The organism is Methylobacterium sp. WL8 (assembly GCF_008040045.1).
Lineage (GTDB): Bacteria > Pseudomonadota > Alphaproteobacteria > Rhizobiales > Beijerinckiaceae > Methylobacterium > Methylobacterium cerastii.
Genome location: NZ_VRVF01000011.1, coordinates 1 through 17,267, shown reverse-complemented (window position 1 = coordinate 17,267; position 17,267 = coordinate 1). Strand labels below are relative to the sequence as shown.

The 17,267-nt window shown below is 69.9% G+C and carries 14 protein-coding genes; 6 read left to right on the top strand and 8 right to left on the bottom strand.

Going from position 1 to position 17,267, the window contains the following annotated elements; all coding sequences use genetic code 11:
- Positions 1-38: 38 nt before the first annotated feature.
- On the bottom strand, positions 39-971 hold the full coding sequence (locus FV234_RS06355; protein ID WP_147753964.1) for an HD domain-containing protein: 933 nt from the start codon (positions 969-971) through the stop codon (positions 39-41).
- A complete protein-coding gene (locus FV234_RS06350; RefSeq protein WP_147762261.1) occupies positions 971-2,164 on the bottom strand; it encodes an inositol-3-phosphate synthase in 1,194 nt (397 codons plus the stop codon). Before FV234_RS06350 ends, FV234_RS06355 begins: the two co-directional genes overlap by 1 nt.
- 466 nt (positions 2,165-2,630) lie before the next feature.
- On the opposite strand from FV234_RS06350, the gene FV234_RS06345 reads away from it, so the two are divergent.
- Positions 2,631-3,644, top strand: coding sequence for a transglycosylase SLT domain-containing protein (locus tag FV234_RS06345; protein ID WP_348643054.1), 1,014 nt, complete (start codon positions 2,631-2,633; stop codon positions 3,642-3,644).
- 4 nt (positions 3,645-3,648) lie between these two features.
- Here the strand turns inward: FV234_RS06345 and FV234_RS06340 are convergent, their stop codons facing one another.
- The 4 genes from FV234_RS06340 to FV234_RS06325 form a co-directional block, all read right to left on the bottom strand.
- Positions 3,649-4,179 carry an ankyrin repeat domain-containing protein gene (locus FV234_RS06340; RefSeq protein ID WP_147828430.1) on the bottom strand — a complete coding sequence of 177 codons (531 nt, stop codon included), beginning with the start codon at positions 4,177-4,179 and terminating at the stop codon, positions 3,649-3,651.
- A gap of 81 nt (positions 4,180-4,260) precedes the next feature.
- Positions 4,261-4,986 carry a di-trans,poly-cis-decaprenylcistransferase gene (locus tag FV234_RS06335; RefSeq protein WP_147828429.1) on the bottom strand — a complete coding sequence of 242 codons (726 nt, stop codon included), beginning with the start codon at positions 4,984-4,986 and terminating at the stop codon, positions 4,261-4,263.
- A 63-nt stretch (positions 4,987-5,049) separates the two neighbouring features.
- On the bottom strand, positions 5,050-5,424 hold the full coding sequence (locus tag FV234_RS06330) for a transcriptional regulator (protein ID WP_147762265.1): 375 nt from the start codon (positions 5,422-5,424) through the stop codon (positions 5,050-5,052).
- Positions 5,411-6,025, bottom strand: coding sequence for a hypothetical protein (locus FV234_RS06325; protein ID WP_147762266.1), 615 nt, complete (start codon positions 6,023-6,025; stop codon positions 5,411-5,413). The genes FV234_RS06330 and FV234_RS06325 overlap by 14 nt, the downstream gene beginning before the upstream one ends.
- A 304-nt stretch (positions 6,026-6,329) precedes the next feature.
- Here FV234_RS06325 and FV234_RS26105 point away from each other — a divergent pair, with 304 nt between their 5' ends.
- Both FV234_RS26105 and FV234_RS06320 read left to right on the top strand, forming a co-directional pair.
- Entirely contained in the window at positions 6,330-6,467 is a 138-nt protein-coding gene (locus FV234_RS26105) for a hypothetical protein (RefSeq protein ID WP_187273601.1), read from the top strand.
- Positions 6,468-6,547: 80 nt separating this feature from the next.
- Positions 6,548-6,766: a hypothetical protein gene (locus FV234_RS06320; protein WP_210250856.1), complete on the top strand. Its 219-nt coding sequence runs from the start codon at positions 6,548-6,550 to the stop codon at positions 6,764-6,766.
- A 2-nt stretch (positions 6,767-6,768) separates the two neighbouring features.
- Here FV234_RS06320 and scpA read toward each other — a convergent pair whose 3' ends face one another.
- Positions 6,769-8,934, bottom strand: a complete 2,166-nt coding sequence (scpA, locus tag FV234_RS06315; protein WP_147828428.1) for a methylmalonyl-CoA mutase — start codon at positions 8,932-8,934, stop codon at positions 6,769-6,771.
- 160 nt (positions 8,935-9,094) lie between these two features.
- Positions 9,095-12,514 (bottom strand): acyl-[ACP]--phospholipid O-acyltransferase, encoded by a 3,420-nt coding sequence (locus FV234_RS06310; protein ID WP_147828427.1) that lies wholly within the window; start codon positions 12,512-12,514, stop codon positions 9,095-9,097.
- Positions 12,515-12,737: 223 nt separating this feature from the next.
- On the opposite strand from FV234_RS06310, the gene FV234_RS06305 reads away from it, so the two are divergent.
- The 3 genes from FV234_RS06305 to FV234_RS06295 all read left to right on the top strand — a co-directional run bounded on the left by FV234_RS06305 (position 12,738) and on the right by FV234_RS06295 (position 16,911).
- Entirely contained in the window at positions 12,738-13,352 is a 615-nt protein-coding gene (locus FV234_RS06305; protein ID WP_147828426.1) for a TetR-like C-terminal domain-containing protein, read from the top strand.
- Between the two features lie 60 nt (positions 13,353-13,412).
- The gene (locus FV234_RS06300; RefSeq protein WP_147828425.1) at positions 13,413-15,044 is read left to right on the top strand and encodes an alpha-D-glucose phosphate-specific phosphoglucomutase; all 1,632 of its coding nucleotides are present in this window, start codon (positions 13,413-13,415) and stop codon (positions 15,042-15,044) included.
- A 211-nt stretch (positions 15,045-15,255) separates the two neighbouring features.
- On the top strand, positions 15,256-16,911 hold the full coding sequence (locus FV234_RS06295; protein ID WP_147828424.1) for an ABC transporter substrate-binding protein: 1,656 nt from the start codon (positions 15,256-15,258) through the stop codon (positions 16,909-16,911).
- Positions 16,912-17,267 lie beyond the last annotated feature (356 nt).

Genomic DNA, 17,267 nt, shown 5'->3' with positions numbered 1-17,267 from the left:
GAGCCCTCACGACGGGGCACTTCCACACGACGTGAGACTTACGGGATGCGCATATCCACGAGCACGCGGTCGTGGAACCCTTTGACCGGGCCGGCGTGGACAAGCTCCATGTCGCCCAGCACCGTCTGCATGGTGAGGGAGGCCGCCTGCAGGTGCTGCGCGATCTGCAGGACGCGATCGACGCAGTCGGCGGCGTGGAAGGCGCGGCCTTCCGCCGTCGCGTCGTCCGGCAAGACGGCGCGGGCGCGCTCTACCGTCTCGCGAAGCGGGCCGTCGAACTCGTCCAACGCCCACTGCGTCGTCCGCGCCATGATCGGCCCGAGATGGTCGCCGAGCAGCATCTCGCCGGTGAAGCCTGCGTCGGGCATCGCGGCGTTGTGGAAGTGATGCGCCATCGCCGCGAGGAACACGGTCGCCGGGTCCGCCCGGTAGAACGGGCTCAGCACGACGCCGTAGACCGCGACGAGGAGGCAGTGCTCGGCGTGGTTCTCCGGCGGCTCGAGCAGGATCCGGGCGCGTCCAGGGCAGGTGACACCCGCTCGCGGCTGCCGCGCCAGGGCCGTGACGAAGCCCGGCACCGGGCCCGGCCGATGCGCGACGCGGCGCGAGAGCCTGCCCCGCAGCGTCTCGCGCAGGCCGGGATCTAGGTTCGACGTGACGCTGTCGAACCCGTCCACCAGCACGCCGGACACCGCCTCTTCGGACAGGCCGGCGGAGGCGAGGAATGCGGCGTCGAGGTCGCACAGGCGGGTGGCGGCGAGCGCCGTGGCGGTGATGTCGAGGGCGACGTCTTCCGCGGAGGCACCCCCGGTCAGCGCACTCCAGCCCTGCGCGAACAAGCGCTCGGCGATGGAGCCGACGCGCCCGGCGGACCGGACGCGCTTGAGATCGTTCATTTCGACGAACAGGTCGCGAAGCTCGGCCGGCGCGGCAGGCCCGGACGCGCCGTTCACCGGAACGCCGTCCGACATCAGCGGTCGCCGTCCAGCCAATCGAGCAGCATCTTGCCCTGCTTGCCGAAGTCGTGCTCCGGGCCGTGCCCGTTCTTGACCATCGGCGCCTTGAAGAAGGTCGAGAGCTGCTCCTGCACGCCGCCATCGCCGCGCTTCTTGGCGAGGTCGAGGACGCGGGCGATCTCGATGACGAGCGGCGCCGCCAGGATCGAGTCCTTGCACAGGAAGTTGACCTTCACCTGCATGCGCTGGCCCATGAAGCCGGTGATGTCGATGTTGTCCCAGGCTTCCTTGTCGTCGCCGCGCGGGCGGTAATAGTGGATGTGGACCAGATGATCCTCGACTGGGTAGCCGAGGATGGAGTCGAGCACCGTGCCCTTGGTGTTGAGCTTCGATTGGAGCGAGGCCGGGTCATTGAGGGCGAGGCCGTCGCGGTTGCCGAGGATGTTGGTCGAGAACCATCCGTCGACGTGGAGGGCGCGGGCCTTGAAGGCCGGCGCCAGCACCGTCTTCATCATGGTCTGGCCGGTCTTGCCGTCCTTGCCGGCCACCGGCACGTTCATCTCGGTGGCGAGCGAGAGCAGCGCCGGCACGTCGGCGGCGATGCTCGGGGTGAAGTTGGCGTAGGGCACGCCACTCTTGATCGCCGCGTAGGCGTAGAGCATCGCCGGCGAGATGTGCTCGTCGCTGGCGTCGAGGCCCTTCTCGAACGCCTCGGTCGAGTTCAGCACGGCGGCGGTGAGGTCGGGCCAGCGCTCGGTGGAGGCGAGGTTCACGACCACCACCTCGTCGAGGTTGCTCTCCTGCTTGAAGCGGCGCAGGTCGGCGGCGATGATCGACACCGCCTCGCGGTGGTCGGCGGCGACGATGCGGTTGGCGCCGTCGATGTTCTTGCAGAACTTCGCGCTGCCCACCGCCGGCCAGGGCTGGATGCCTTTGAGAACCTGGGCGCCGTTCTCGATGTCCTGCTTGGTGAGCACGCCGTGCCCCTGCGCGGCGGAGGCGAGGTCGTCGCCGTTGAGGTCCCATCCAGCGAAGACGAGATCCTTGTAGTCGGCCATCCCGGCCACCGAGACGCCGGCGAGAGGCAGCCCGTCGAGGCGGTTCGATCCGGACTTGATCATCTCGATGCCGGCGATGGCGGTGGTGGCGACTGCGCCACCCATGCCGACAAACGCAACGCCGACGCGACGACCGGTCTGCATGCTCATGGGGAGAAAATTCCTTAAACGCTTCGGACGCAGAGCTTCGAACGGGCCGAGGCGGACCGCCCTGCGTGGCCCTAGCTAACTGGCGCTCGGGGGCAACGTTCCAAGCCCGAATGCGACATCTTGGTGCCAACCTACGGCTGAATGGCACCCGAACGACTGGTTAAGAAACCGTGAAACGTCAGCGTTAACGGCTCCTTAAGCGCGCCACGGTTGGATCACCGAGCCGTCCCATTCTGGTCACGGCATCCGGCGATAGAGCCGCCGCTCGATCGAAGCCCGGCCCATGAACGCCGCGGCACGAAAAGGACCAGCAATGGGGGTTTTCCCGGAGCCGGCGCGTTGCGCCGACGACGTGAGCCGACTCGTGCCCAACGGGTCGAATTGTGAAGATGATACCGTGGCTTGGCTGCCGCGGTCCGCCTGCGGGACGCAGCGGAACGACGCCAAATTCCGCCGCCCTTCGCCGTTGCGCCGCCGCACCGCGGCCATGGGGCTGGCCGCCCTGCTCGCCGGCTTCGCCCTGCCGCAGACTGCCTTCGCCCCGGCCGCCTTGGCCCACGACCGGATCGACCAGAGCCCGCGTGCCGCGACCGAACTTGCGAGGGCCGAGCCCTCCGACAACCCTGCCGCGTGGAGCGGCGTTCCGGTCGTCGAGCAGGAGCCGGCCACCAGCGCGCTGATCGCCGGCGATCTCGCTGCCCTGCCCCGGCCCTCGCCCGAGACCGACGACACGATCCGGTTCGGCAAGGTCGGCGTGCCGCGCCGGATCGTCGACACGATCCTGAAGGCCGCCTCGGCCTCCGGCGTCGACCCGGTCTACCTGATGGCTTTGGCCGACAAGGAGTCGAGCTTCTCGACCGACGTGAAGGCGCAGACCTCGTCCGCCGAAGGCCTGTTCCAGTTCGTCACCGCCACCTGGCTCGAAATGATCCGCGACTTCGGCGCCCGCTACGGGCTGGACGCCGAGGCGGCCGCAGTGAAGGGGCGCGGCTCCGCGATCACCGTGGCCGCGCCGATGCGCGAGCGGGTGCTGTCGCTCCGCAAGGACCCCTATGTCGCCGCCTTGATGGCGGCCGAGCTGATCAAGCGCGACCGCGGGCGGATAGAGGCCCGCGTCGGCCGGGTGCTGACCACCTCGGAGCTGTACTTCGCGCATTTCCTCGGCACGTCGAGCGCCGGGCGCTTCCTCACCATGAACGTCGATCGCCCGGACGAGGTCGCCGAGCGCGAGTTCCGCAACGCGGCCCGGGCCAACCGGGCGCTGTTCACCCAGAAGGCCGACAAGGCCGCCGGCAAGGCCCGCCGCCATCTCACGGTGGCCGAGGTCTACGACCGGATCGACGGCATGATCGACCGGCGCCTGTCTCGCTACGAAGGTGTCACCGCCATCGCGCCCACGGTCGAGACGGCCGAGCCCGTGCAGGAGAAGCCGGCCCAGCGCGTCCAGGTCACCGAAGCGCTGCCGCCCGACGGCGAATGATCCCTTAGACGCCGGGCCGCCGCGCGTTCGCGAGCTGCGCCGGGGTGTTCTGCGCGCCCATCGCCTGCGCCATGTCGGCGGCCGACTGGCCGGCGGCGTCGCGCCGACCTGGGTCGGCGCCGTGGGCGAGCAGAAGCGCGACGATCTCGGTACGGTCGAACATCGCAGCGGTCATCAGGGCCGTGCGGCTGCCGTCGCCGGTGCCGTCCACGGCGGCGCCATGCAGCAGCAGCAGCGTGGCGATCGCGATGTCGCCCTTGAAGGCGGCGCCGGCGAGCGGCGTCTGGCCGCGGTCGTTGGCGAGTTCCGGGTCGCCGCCCGCCTCCAGGATGACGCGGGCGGTCTCGGCCTGGCCGTTATAGGCCGCCAGCATCAGCAGGCTGTCGCCCTTGTCGTTGCGGATGTTGGCCGGAAGGCCCTGCCCGAACAGCTCCGCCAACTCCGCGGCATGACCCATCCGCGCGTACTGGAACAGGCGGCCGGCGAACGCGACGGTCTCGTCGTCGAGGGCGGGCGGGGGTGCGTCAGCGGACATGCAACGATCTTCGAGCCTGGGTGGCGACACCGCCGATCTGGCGCCGACCCCCCGGCCTGTCCAGTGCGATCCGGGCCGGTCTCAGGCCGCGGCGGAGACCTTCGGGTTGGTCAGGCCGCCGAAGCGGCGGTCGCGGCGGGTGAACTCGGCCATCGCGGCGGCGAGGTCGTCCTCGCCGAAATCGGGCCACATCCGCTCGGTGAAGTGGAGCTCGGCGTAGGCCGCCTCCCAGAGCATGAAATCGGACAGACGCTTCTCGCCGCCGGTGCGGATCAGCAGGTCGACGTCGACCGGCGAGCCGTGCATCGCGCCGGCGACCTCGGCCCCGAACGCCGCGCGCGACGTCGGCTCTCCGGCGAGCCGCACGGCGGCGGCGAGGATCGCGTCGCGGGCGGAATAGTCGACGGCGATGCGCAGGTGGAGCTTGCGACCCTCGGCGGTCGCGGCCTCGGCCCGCTCGATCGCCTCGGGCAGGCCGGCCGGCAGCCGGTCGCGGCGGCCGACGACGCTGAGGCGGGTGCCCGTGCGGGCGAGCCGCGCCGTCTCGTTGCGCAGGTAGACGCGCAGCAGCCGCATCAAGCCGCCGACCTCGTCGGCCGGGCGCTGCCAGTTATCGCTGGAGAAGGCGTAGAGGGTCAGCGTGCCGATCCCGAGCCCTGGGCAGGCCTCGGCCGTGCGCCGGATCGCCTCGACGCCGGTGCGGTGGCCGGCGGCGCGCGGCAGCCCGCGACGGGTCGCCCAGCGGCCGTTGCCGTCCATGATGATCGCCGCGTGGAGGCCCGGCCTGGGGTCGGATGGGCTTTGCATCGTGTGAAGGCTCCGGACGGGAAGCGGCGTGGCAGGCGGAGGCGCAAAAGGGGCGTTCGGCGGTCAGGCCGGGTTGGCATCGAGCCGGCCGGAATCCGGCGCGCGGGCGGCCTTGGCCGCGTCGCGCACCACCTGTTCCAGCACCGCGAGATAATCGAGGAAGCGCGTCCGCCCCGCCGGGGTCAGCCGGCACAGGGTCTGCGGCCGGTTGTGGGCGTGGCCCTTCTCCAGGCTGACCAAGTCGGCCTCCTGCAGCACCGCGAGGTGCCGGCTGAGGTTGCCGTCGGTGAGCCCGCACAGGCGCTTGAGGTCGGGGAACGGAAGGCCCTTCGGGTGGCCGACCAACGAGGTCAGCACGCTCAGCCGCGCCTTCTCGTGGATCACCCGATCGAGCCCTTCGTAGGAGAAGCGGCCGTCGGCCCGGTCAGAGGTCGCCATCGCCGCCTCCCGCGTTCGACATGACGAGGGCGAGCCAGCCCTGCCCGACCGCGAAGGGCAGCCCCATCAGCCAGGGCGAGAGCGCCCGTGTTTCGCTGGCGATCGCCAGCACCGTCAGGCCGGCTAGGAGATACCACGCGCCGGCCCCCTGCACGGCGCGGGGCAGGATCCGCGCCGAGGCGAACAGGCCGAGCCCGACCAGAACCTGCCACAGGCCGGGCAGCATCCAGATCTCGTCGGGGGCGAAGCGCGCGATCACCACGGCGAGGCAGGCGCCCGCGCCCGCGGCCGGGAGGAACCCTTCGATCGCGTTCCAGACCATGGCGTCGGCCAGGCCCGAATGCAGTCGGCGCGAGCGCCGCACGGTCTCGATGCCGATCAGCCCGCCCGCGGCGCAGGCAGTGGCGATCCACAGGCCGAAGAACAGCAGCGGCCGCGCGCTCGGATCGCCGAGCCAGAGCGCCTGCCCGCAGGCGGTGGCGAGCGCCAGCACCCCGGTGGCGGCCAGGGCCGCCGAGCCGAGGCCGCGAAACGCGGTGTCCCGCGCGATCTGCGAGCGGATCGCGACGATGTCCGCCAGGGCCTTGTCGAGGTCGTGCATGAGGCTCTCCGGACCGGATCATGCTTTGCAATGCAAAGTAACCCGAGCCTGCGAATCCGGCAAGCGATTTGTTGCAACCTGCGGTTTAATACGCTGCCGGGTGGCTGTGCTCCGACGCGGGTACGCATTGCCGGGGCGCATCACTTTGCGGATCGTTTCATCCCTCCAACGACGTGCTTCGCCAGCGAATTTCCGACCGTCCCGATGTATCCGTGTGCATCACGAAAGCGCGCAAGAAGTCTTTTGTCGGCGCGCACACCCAAAACCGTGCCATCATCACCGCGAACGCAAACGGGAGAACGTGATGGCGACCGAGAACAAGCGCGGAAACCGCGAGACGAAAAAGCCGAAGAAGGCGGTTTCCAAGACGATTGCTGCGGCGCCCTCGACCAAGGACATGGTCAGCGCCGCGATCAAGACCGCCGGCAAGAAGACGAAGTAGCGCGGCGCAGGCCCAAGACCCGCCACCGGGATAGCGCCGGTGGAAAAGGTGCCGGCGTTGTCATCCCGCTAACCGACGGCATGCCACCACGGGGCATGCTCGATCGCATCTGGACGACGGCCAAGGCGGTATTCGGGGTAGCCCTGCTCGTGGTCTGCGCGCTGCTGGCCGCGCAAAAGCTCGACCGTGAGCGGGCCGAGCAATCCGCCCAGGCCCTGTTCCGCGCCGGCGGCCCCGAGGCCACCGGCTCGATCACCCCGGCCGCGCCGGCCCTGCCGACGCGGACGCCGTCGGAGTAGCCTTACTCGGCGGCCTGTTGCGCGACGTAGCCGAGCCGGCCGTTCAGCTCCTCGATCAGCTTGACCGCGGCTTCCGCGATCACCGTGCCCGGCGGGAAGATCGCCGAGGCGCCGGCCGCGTAGAGCGCGTCGTAGTCGCCGGGCGGGATCACGCCGCCGATCACGATCATCACGTCGCCGCGGCCCTGCTCGGTGAGCGCCGCCTTCAGCTCCGGCACCAGCGTCAGGTGGCCGGCGGCGAGCGACGACACGCCGACGATGTGCACGTCGTTCTCCACCGCCTGCCGCGCGGCCTCGGCCGGCGTGGCGAAGAGCGGCCCGATATCCACGTCGAAGCCGAGGTCGGCGAAGGCCGAAGCGATCACCTTCTGGCCGCGGTCGTGCCCGTCCTGACCCATTTTGGCGACGAGGATGCGCGGGCGGCGCCCGTCGTTCTCCTCGAAGGCCTCGACCAGCCCACGCACCTGCTCGACCGCTGGCGACATACCACCCACCTCCCGCTTGTATACGCCCGAGATCGACCGGATCTCGGCGCGGTGCCGGCCCCAGGCTTTCTCCAGCGCATCGGAGATCTCGCCCACCGTCGCCTTGGCGCGCGCCGCCTCGACGGCGAGCTCGAGCAGGTTGCCCTCCCCTTCCGCCGCCTTGGTGAGGGCCGCGAGCCGCGCGTCGACGTCGGCCTGGTTCCGCTCGGAGCGCAGGCGCTTGAGCTTGTCGATCTGCAGCGTGCGCACGTTGCCGTTATCGACGCGCATCAGCTCGATCTTCATCTCGTCATCGGGCTTGAACTTGTTGATGCCGACGATGGTCTGGCGGCCCGAATCGATCCGCGCCTGGGCGCGCGCCGCCGCCTCCTCGATCCTGAGCTTCGGGATGCCGGCCTCGATCGCCTTGGCCATGCCGCCGAGCTCCTCGACCTCGCGCAGGTGCTCCCAGGCGCGCGCGACGATGTCGGCGGTGAGCTTCTCGACGTAGTAAGAGCCGCCCCACGGATCGACGATGCGCGTGGTGCCGCTCTCCTGCTGCAAGAACAGCTGGGTGTTGCGGGCGATGCGGGCCGAGAAGTCGGTCGGCAGCGCCAGCGCCTCGTCGAGCGCGTTGGTGTGGAGCGATTGCGTGCCGCCCTGCGTCGCCGCCATCGCCTCGATGCAGGTGCGGGTGACGTTGTTGAACACGTCCTGCGCGGTCAGCGACCAGCCCGAGGTCTGCGAGTGGGTGCGCAGCGGCAGCGACTTCTCGCTCTTGGGCTCGAACTCCTTGACGAGCTTAGCCCAGATCAGGCGCGCGGCCCGCATCTTGGCGATCTCCATGAAGTAGTTCGTCGAGATCGCCCAGAAGAACGACAGCCGCGGGGCGAACTGGTCGATCGTCAGGCCGGCGGCCAGACCCGCCTTGATGTACTCGACGCCGTCGGCCAGCGTGTAGGCGAGCTCGAGGTCGTTGGTCGCGCCGGCTTCCTGCATGTGGTAGCCGGAGATCGAGATCGAGTTGAATTTCGGCATGTTCTTCGAGGTGTAGGCGAAGATGTCCGAGATGATCCGCATCGATCCCTTCGGGGGATAGATGTAGGTGTTGCGGACCATGAACTCCTTGAGGATGTCGTTCTGGATCGTACCGGCGAGCTTCTCCGGCGGCACGCCCTGCTCTTCCGCGGCGACGATGTAGAGCGCGAGGATCGGCAGCACCGCGCCGTTCATCGTCATCGACACGGTCATCTCGTCGAGCGGGATGCCGGAGAACAGCGTGCGCATGTCGTAGATCGAATCGATCGCGACGCCCGCCATGCCGACGTCGCCAGACACCCGCGGGTGGTCGGAATCGTAGCCGCGATGGGTCGCGAGGTCGAAGGCAACCGACAGGCCCTTCTGCCCGGCGGCGAGGTTGCGCCGGTAGAACGCGTTCGAATCCTCGGCCGTAGAGAACCCCGCATACTGACGGATCGTCCAAGGCTGGGTGACGTACATCGTCGGATACGGCCCGCGCAGATAGGGCGCGACGCCGGGATAGGTGTCGACGAACTCGAGCCCCGCCCGGTCCTCCGGCCCGTAATGGGTCTTCACCGGGATGCCCTCGGGGGTCATCCAAGGCTCCCCCGACGGCGGCGGCGGCAGGGCAACGGCGTCCGCGCCCCAGGCGATCTCGGCGAAGTTCGGGATGCGGGAGGTCATGGGCGGTCTTCTCGATCGGGGCCGGGCTTTTCGCCATTATAGGCGAGACGCGATCGGAGGCGACAGCCCTCTTCGTTGCTATGGTTCAGCCATATGAGTCTGGGGCGCTTCTTCCCTCCCCCACAGAGGGGGAAGGAAAGAAGCGGTAACTCTCAGGTGATCAAGCCGCGGTCGCCTCCTGCCCGCCCGCGCGATCCCGCGCGAGCTTGGTCACCGCCACCTGATCGACCTTGCCGGTGCCGAGCATCGGGATCGCGTCGATCACCACCACCTCCGCCGGGATCGCGAGGTCGGGGGCGCCGCGGCCCTTGGCGAAGGCTTGGTAGGCGGCCCGGGTCGCGTCCTTGGCTTGCGTGAACAACACCATCCGCTCACCCTTGCGCGCGTCGGGCACCGCGGCCACCGCGCTCGGGCTGTCGGGCCAGAGGTCGGCGGCGGTGGCCTCGATGCCGGCGAGCGAGATCATCTCGCCGGCGATCTTCGCGAAGCGCTTGGCGCGGCCCTTGATCGCGACGAAGCCCTGCGCGTCGATCGCGACGATGTCGCCGGTGTCGTGCCAGCCGTCCACTGGGGCCTCCAGCACGCCGGGGTTCTCGGCGCGGAGATACCCGAGCATGATGTTGCGACCGCGCACCACGAGGCGGCCGCCCTCGTCGATGCCGGTGACCGGGTCGAGGCGGTGCTCCATGCCCGGCACCAGCCGGCCGACGGTGCCGAAGCGGTTGAACATCGGCGTGTTGACCGCGACCACCGGGCCGCATTCGGTGACGCCGTAGCCTTCGAGGATGCGCAGGCCGAACTTCTCCGCGTAGGTGCGGCGGGTCGTATCCTTCACCGGCTCGGCGCCGGCCACGACGTAGCGCAGCGAACGCAGGTCGTAGGCATGCGCCACCTTGGCGTAGCCAGTGAGGAAGGTGTCGGTGCCGAACAGGACCGTCGCGTTCGAGCCGTAGACCAGCTCCGGCACGATCCGGTAGTGCAGCGGCGACGGGTAGAGGTAGACCGGCACGCCCGAGACCAGCGGCAGCACCAGGGCCGAGGTCAGCCCGAAGGCGTGGAAGATCGGCAGCACGTTGAACACCTTGTCGGACGGTCCGAAATCGATCCGGGCGGCGACCTGGGCGACGTTCGCGAGCATGCCCCGGTTGGCCACCATCACGCCCTTCGGCGTTCCCTCCGAGCCCGAGGTGAACAGGATCGCGGCCGCATCCTCGCCGGTGCGCGCGACGAGCGGCTTTCGGGCCGCGAGAAGGCCGCGGATCTTGTCGCCCGCCGTAACGGTGGCGCGCACCTCCTCCAGGTAGACCAGCTCGACCTTGTCCTTGATCGCCTCGACGAGCGGGCCGAGGCGGCCCTTCTCGATGAAGGCACGGGAGGTGAGGATCTTCGTCACCTCCGCCGCCTTGCACGCCGACAGGATGTTGGCGGCGCCGGCGGAGAAGTTGATCATCGCCGGCACCCGGCCGGCCGAGGCCAGCGCGAAGAACGTCACCGCGGCGCCGTTGGCGTTCGGCAGCATCAGCCCGATGGCTTTGCCCTCCGAGACCATCGGCATCAGCTTGCGGGCGAGGATGTTGGCGCCCATCACCAGGCGCGAATAGGTCATCTTGCCCGAAACCGGGTCCTCCAAAGCCGTCCGGCGCCAGCCGAAGCGCTCGCCGGCCGCGATCAGTGCCGTCATCACGCTGCGGTCGATGTCGGTGGTGTCGAAGACCAACTCGGACATGATGCCGTAGAGCCCCGCGCCCGCAGCCTGTCGCCGGGCCTTGCCTTTGAGGCTTGCGTCGACGGCGAGCTTGACCGGCGGCATCACCGTGACGACGACCTTGGGCCACCAGCGCCGTCTAACCTGGTCGCGTGACAGCCGCGAGAACACGGTCCGCTCCAAGCCCTCGATGCGGACGGGGACGACCATCGCTCCGGACTTGTCGGCGATCAGCCCCGCGCCGTCGTAGACCTTCATCAGGCTGCCGGTGACGGTGAGACGCCCCTCGGGGAAGATGATCAGCGTCTCGCCGCCCTTCACCGCGTTGATCAGCTGGCGGGTGGCGAGCGGGCGCGTCGGGTCGAGCGGCATCGCCTTGGTGACCCGCAGGAACGGCTTCACCCACCAGCGCTGCGCGATGCCGTGGTCGACGGCGAAGACCGGCTCCTGGGCGAGCAGCGACAGGGCGAGCGGCGCGTCGAGGAACGAGACGTGGTTGAGGGCGACGATGCAGTTCGCCCCGGCCTTCTCGACGTTGTCGAGGCCGCGGACCTCGAGCCGGTAGAACGCCCGGAACAGGATCGAGAGGAAGTCGCGGAACGGGCTCGTCTCCAGGGTGGCGAGGACGATCACTGCGACGACGAGGTTGAGCACGGCCACGAGAGCCAGCAGCGTCGCGCCGGAGAGCCCGGCGCCCTGGAGGGCTGCCAGCGCCAGCGTGCCGCCGACCATGAAGGCCGCCGTCATCACGTTGACGGCGCCGATGATGCGGGCGCGCTTGTCCTTGTCGGTCCAGGCCTGCACCGCGGCGAACGACGGCACGATGTAGAGGCCGCCGGCCATGGCCAGCCCGAGGAAGTCGACCGCGACCCGCAGGCCCGAGCCGGTGCGCAGGAAGTCGGCGGCGCCGACCATCGCGCCGGTCTCCGGCGCGTGGTGGGCCACCGTCCAGGCGAGGTCGAGGCCGAACAGGCCCATCAGCAGCGCGCCGACGGGGGTCGGCAACAGCACGATCCGCCCGCTGCACAGCCACGAGGCGACGCCGGAACCGAGCGCGATGCCGACCGAGAATACGGCGAGCAGCAGCGTCACCACCGTCTCGGAGCCGTTGAAGTCGTGGCGGACCAGAAGCGGCAGCAGCGACAGCACGACGACGCCGACGAGCCAGAACCAGCTGACGATCACCGAGCCGCGCCACAGGCGGCGGTCGCCCCACAGATCGCGCAGCAACGCCGCGGTCGAGCGGGCGACGTTGCGGTCGACGTGCAGGTCGGGGGCGCCCTCGCCGGTCGCCGGGATGGCGCGGGCGGCGAGCCAGCACAGCACGGCGAAGGCCATGATCAGGCCACCGAAGACGAGGTGCGAGCCGCCCATGGCGCTGGCGAAGCCCGCCGCGATCGTGCCGAGCAGGATCGCGAGGAAGGTCGCGGCCTCGACGAGCGCGTTGCCGGCCGGCAGCTCCTCACGCTTCAGATGATCGGGGAGGATTCCGTACTTGATCGGCCCGAACAGCGCCGCGATGGTCCCGAACAGCCCGAGCGCCATGAACAGGATCGGCACCGAGGCGAGGAAGAAGCCGAGCACGGCGGTGCCGGCGGCGAAGATCTCCGCGAACTTCAGGCGCTTGGCGATGACCGCCTTGTCGTAGCGGTCGGCGAGCTCTCCGCCCAAGCCCGACAGGATGAAGAACGGGCCGATGAACACGGCGCTGGCCAACGTCACCAGGATGCCGGCGTCGGACTCGCCTGCCTGGTTGACCTTGAATAGGATCAGGAAGGCGAGCGCGTTCTTGAGGAAGTTGTCGTTGAACGCCGAAAAGAACTGGCACCAAAACAGCGGCGCGAAACGCCGGGCGGTCATCAGCGAACGGAACATGGCGGTCTCCCCGGCTGGGCCATGACTGGCTCAACCCGTGCGGTCGCGTCAAATCCCGGTCCTGCGTGGGCTGGGGACCCAAGTCCGCCGCGCCCCACCACCGCAATTTGAACAACGTGCAAACTATGCAGTCTGCGGCTGCGCGCAAGCTTGTTCTTGCACGCCGTGCAATCTATCGCTCGATCCCGTGCGCGACCGCACGAGACACTACCGGGGCCATAGCGTGAAGACCGTTAAGAAGTGCGCCGCCGGGCCGCGCGGCGACCTCGACCGGGCCGGCTTCGTCGCGCTGGTCTGCGCGGCCGCCGAGGGCATCGTCCGGGACCAGGGCGTGCGCGCCCTTGGGATGCGGCCGCTCGCGACCGCCATCGGCTACGCGCCGAACTCGATCTACAACGCGGTCGGCGACCTCGACGCGGTGCTGCTTCGGGTGAACGCCCGCACCTTCGGCCGTCTGAAGGCCGCCCTCGAATCCGCCATCGATCCCGAGGCGTCGCCGCGGGCGAACGCGGCGGCCCTGGCCGAGGCCTACCTCGGCTTCGTCGCCGCGGACCCGGCGGTCTGGAGCCTCGTCTCCGACCATGCGCCCGCGCGCGGCGCCGCGGTGCCGGACTGGTACTGGGAGGCGCTGGCGGGCGCCACCGATCTCGTCGACGCGACGCTGAAGCCGCTGCTTCCCGCCGCCGACGAGCGCGCCCGGGCGGTCGCCGCCCTGTGGGCCTCGCTCCACGGGCTCGCCTCGCTCTCCACCTCGGGCAAGCTCGGGGCGCTGACGGACGCGGCGCCCATCGACCTCGCCCGGATGCTCGTGGCCCGCTTCCTCGCGCCGGACGCCTGATTGACCGCTCCCGCGAAACCGGGTTGTTGGGCGGAAAGTCCCTGAGAGATCGAGCGAACCATGGTCCTGAAACGCGTGCCGACGACGCCGTTCTCCGATCAGAAACCCGGCACGTCGGGGTTGCGCAAGAAGGTCACGCACTTCCGGCAAGCCCATTACGTCGAGACTTTCGTCCAGGCGATCGTCCAGTCCGTCCCCGGCCGCGAGGGCGCGACCCTGGTCCTCGGCGGCGACGGCCGCTTCTTCAACCGCGCTGTGGTGCAGACCACCCTGAAGATCGCCGCCGCCAACGGGTTCGGGCGGGTGCTCGTCGGCCGGGGTGGCCTGCTCTCGACGCCGGCCGCCTCCTGCGTCATCCGTAAGCACGGGACGATCGGCGGCATCATCCTCTCGGCGAGCCACAATCCCGGCGGCCCGGACGGCGATTTCGGCATCAAGTTCAACACTGCCAACGGCGGCCCGGCGCCCGAGGGCGTCACCGAGGCGATCTTCGAGGCCACGAAGACCCTGACGGAATACCGCATCGCCGACGTGCCCGACCTCGACCTCGACCAGGTCGGGACGACGCGGATCGGCGACATGGTCGTGGAGGTGATCGACCCGGTCGCCGACTACGCCGCGCTGATGGCCGCGCTGATCGACTTCGACGCGATCCGCCGCCTGTTCGCCTCCGGCTTCCGCATGCGCTTCGACGCGATGAGCGCGGTGACCGGCCCCTACGCCCACGCGATCCTCGAAGGCATGCTCGGCGCGGCCCCCGGCACGGTGGTCAACGGCGAGCCGAAGGAGGATTTCGGCGGGCACCATCCGGACCCGAACCCGGTCCACGCCCACGACCTCTACGACCTGATGCTCGGTGCCGACGCGCCGGATTTCGGCGCCGCCTCGGACGGCGACGGCGACCGCAACATGATCGTCGCGCCGGGCCTGTTCGTGACGCCCAGCGACAGCCTCGCGATCCTTTCCGCGCACGCGACCTCGGCACCGGGCTACGCCGGGGGGCTTGCCGGCATCGCCCGCTCGATGCCGACCAGCCGCGCCGCCGACCGGGTCGCCGCGGCGCTGGGGATCGGCGTCTACGAGACGCCCACCGGCTGGAAGTTCTTCGGCACCCTGCTCGATGCCGGCCTGATCACCCTCTGCGGCGAGGAGAGCGCCGGCACGGGCTCGAACCACGTCCGCGAGAAGGACGGGCTCTGGGCGGTGCTGCTCTGGCTCAACATCCTGGCGGTGACGGGTAAGCGTGCCGACGCCATCGTGCGCGAGCACTGGGCGCGCTTCGGGCGCGACTACTACACCCGCCACGATTACGAGGAGATCGCCTCCGACGCCGCCAACCGTCTGATGGACGGCCTGCGCGAAAAGCTCGCCGCCCTTCCGGGACGGCGGATCGGCGACTTCACGGTCTCGGCGGCGGACGACTTCCGCTACGTCGACCCGGTAGACGGCTCGGTGAGCGAGCGCCAGGGCGTCCGCGTGACCTTCGCGGAGGATGCCCGCATCGTCTACCGCCTGTCCGGCACCGGCACGGCGGGCGCGACGCTGCGCGTCTACATCGAGCGCTACGAGGCCGCGCCGGACCGGCTCGAGCGTCCGGTGGCGGAGATGCTGGCCCCCCTGGTCGCCGTCGCCGGCGAACTCGCCGAGATCGCGGCGCTCACCGGCCGGGCCGAGCCGAGCGTGGTGACCTGAGGGGACCGCCCCCGACGGCGCAAACTACTGGTTGTCAGGCGCGGAACCGCCGCTTGGCATATTGTGTGCCTCTCCCCGGCGCATGCCTGCGCGGCACGGTGCAAGGAGGCTCCTCCTTGCCGCGGACACGGTAGGCCGACCGCTTGGCGGGCGGCGTCGCCGGGTCCTTCGATGCGCGGGCCGTTCCCGCCCCGCGATCGAAAAGTGCCCGATGGACAAGACTTCGCTCACGCGCCGCCACCTCATGCTCGGCAGCGCCGCCCTTGGTGCGCTCGCCGCCGGCTGGCCGCTCGCGGCGGCCGGCGCCCTCGCGCAAGGCGCACCGGCGCCGGCCGCAGGTGCGCCCTCCGGCAGCCTGACCTACGGCATCTCGATGTCGGACCTGCCGCTCACCACCGGCCAGCCGGACAAGGGCGCGGGCGGCTACCAATTCACCGGGCTGACCCTCTACGATCCGCTGATCGCCTGGGAGCTCGACGTCTCGGACCGTCCGGGCAAGATGGTGCCCGGCCTCGCGACCGCATGGGAGAGCGACCCGGCCGACCGCAGGAACTGGACGTTCCGCCTGCGCGACGGGGTCAAGTTCCACGACGGCTCGGCCTTCGACGCCGACGCGGTGATCTGGAACTTCGACAAGGTGCTCAACAAGGAGGCGCCGCACTTCGATCAGCGCCAGGCCGCCCAGGTGCGCCCGCGCCTGCCCGGCGTCGCGTCCTACAAGAAGCTCGACGCGATGACCGTGCAGGTCACCACCAAGACGGCCGACAGCCTGTTCCCGTACCAGATGCTGTGGTTCCTGATCTCGTCGCCGGCGCAGTTCGAAGCGGTCGGGCGCGACTGGTCGAAATTCGCGTTCCAGCCCTCCGGCACCGGCCCCTACAAGATCGGCGTGCTGCAGCCCCGCGTCCGCCTCGAACTGGTGGCGAACGAGGCCTACTGGAACCCCAAGCGCGCGCCGAAGCTCGCCAAGCTGACGCTGGCCTGCGTGCCGGAAGACCTCGCCCGGGTGAACGCTCTGCTCTCGGGCAACGTGGACCTGATCGAGCTGCCGGCGCCCGATGCCGTGCCGCGCCTCAAGGCCGCCGGCATGCGGATCGTCGGCAACGACACGCCGCACGTGTGGAACTACCACCTGTCGATGGTCGAGGGCTCGCCCTGGCGCGACATCCGCCTGCGCAAGGCCGCCAACCTCGCCATCGACCGCGACGGCGTGGTCCAGCTGATGGGCGGCCTCGCCGCCCCGGCCGTCGGGCAGGTCCAGGCGTCGAGCCCGTGGTTCGGCAAGCCGACCTTCCAGATCAAGACCGACGTCGCGGCGGCCAAGAAGCTCGTCGAGGAGGCCGGCTTCTCGGTGAAGAACCCGATGAAGGCGACGATCCTGATTCCCACCGGCGGCACCGGGCAGATGCTGTCCTTGCCGATCAACGAGTTCATCCAGCAGAGCTGGGCCGAGATCGGCATCCAGGTGGAGTTCAAGACCGTCGAGCTGGAGGTCGCCTACACCGGCTGGCGCCAGGGCGCGGCCGACCCGAGCCAGAAGGGCATCTCGGCCGGAAACATCGCCTACGTCACCTCCGACCCGTTCTACGCGATCCTGCGCTTCTACGATTCGCGCCAGGTCGCGCCGAACGGGGTGAACTGGAGCCACTGGAAGAACGCCGAGGTCGACGCCCTCTGCGACAAGGTCAAGGCCAGCCTCGACCCGGCCGAGCAGGACAAGCTCCTGGCCCGCATCCACGAGATCGTGGTCGACGAGGCGGTGCAGGTCTGGGTCGTGCACGACACCAACCCGCACGCGCTCTCGAAGAAGGTGAACGGCTACACCCAGGCCCAGCACTGGTTCCAGGACCTGACGACGTTGGCGTGATCGGACGGCGCGGGTCTCCCCTCTCCCCGCACGCGGGGAGAGGCCCGGCTGCACCTCGTCGTGCAGCCGGGTAGCGAAGGCGAAGCCGCAGCGGCGGTGAGGGGGAGCGGCCGGAAAAGTCTCGACCGTTCGCGCCCCCTCGCCTTCGGCTGCCGCCTTCGGCTGCCGCCTCGTGTTGCCGACGACGAGGTCGGCAAAGCCCTTTCCCCGCGTGCGGAGATGAGGGGATGCGCGGCTTTCTCTGCCGAGGTTCAATGCGAGGCCCGGCATATCCCAGGATATGCGTCGATCGACGATCGCGCGATGCGAATGCCGCTGGCCCGCCTCCACCCCCTCAAAGCCGCTCGGCCTCCGCC

Excerpts from the sequence above, each read along its gene's own strand:
- FV234_RS06355 (WP_147753964.1), bottom strand. The coding sequence starts at position 971 with ATGTCGGACGGCGTTCCGGTGAACGGCGCGTCCGGGCCTGCCGCGCCG.
- FV234_RS06350 (WP_147762261.1), bottom strand. The coding sequence starts at position 2,164 with ATGAGCATGCAGACCGGTCGTCGCGTCGGCGTTGCGTTTGTCGGCATG.
- FV234_RS06340 (WP_147828430.1), bottom strand. The coding sequence starts at position 4,179 with ATGTCCGCTGACGCACCCCCGCCCGCCCTCGACGACGAGACCGTCGCG.
- FV234_RS06335 (WP_147828429.1), bottom strand. The coding sequence starts at position 4,986 with ATGCAAAGCCCATCCGACCCCAGGCCGGGCCTCCACGCGGCGATCATC.
- FV234_RS06330 (WP_147762265.1), bottom strand. The coding sequence starts at position 5,424 with ATGGCGACCTCTGACCGGGCCGACGGCCGCTTCTCCTACGAAGGGCTC.
- FV234_RS06325 (WP_147762266.1), bottom strand. The coding sequence starts at position 6,025 with ATGCACGACCTCGACAAGGCCCTGGCGGACATCGTCGCGATCCGCTCG.
- FV234_RS26105 (WP_187273601.1), top strand. The coding sequence starts at position 6,330 with ATGGCGACCGAGAACAAGCGCGGAAACCGCGAGACGAAAAAGCCGAAG.
- FV234_RS06320 (WP_210250856.1), top strand. The coding sequence starts at position 6,548 with ATGCCACCACGGGGCATGCTCGATCGCATCTGGACGACGGCCAAGGCG.
- scpA (WP_147828428.1), bottom strand. The coding sequence starts at position 8,934 with ATGACCTCCCGCATCCCGAACTTCGCCGAGATCGCCTGGGGCGCGGAC.
- FV234_RS06310 (WP_147828427.1), bottom strand. The coding sequence starts at position 12,514 with ATGTTCCGTTCGCTGATGACCGCCCGGCGTTTCGCGCCGCTGTTTTGG.
- FV234_RS06300 (WP_147828425.1), top strand. The coding sequence starts at position 13,413 with ATGGTCCTGAAACGCGTGCCGACGACGCCGTTCTCCGATCAGAAACCC.
- FV234_RS06295 (WP_147828424.1), top strand. The coding sequence starts at position 15,256 with ATGGACAAGACTTCGCTCACGCGCCGCCACCTCATGCTCGGCAGCGCC.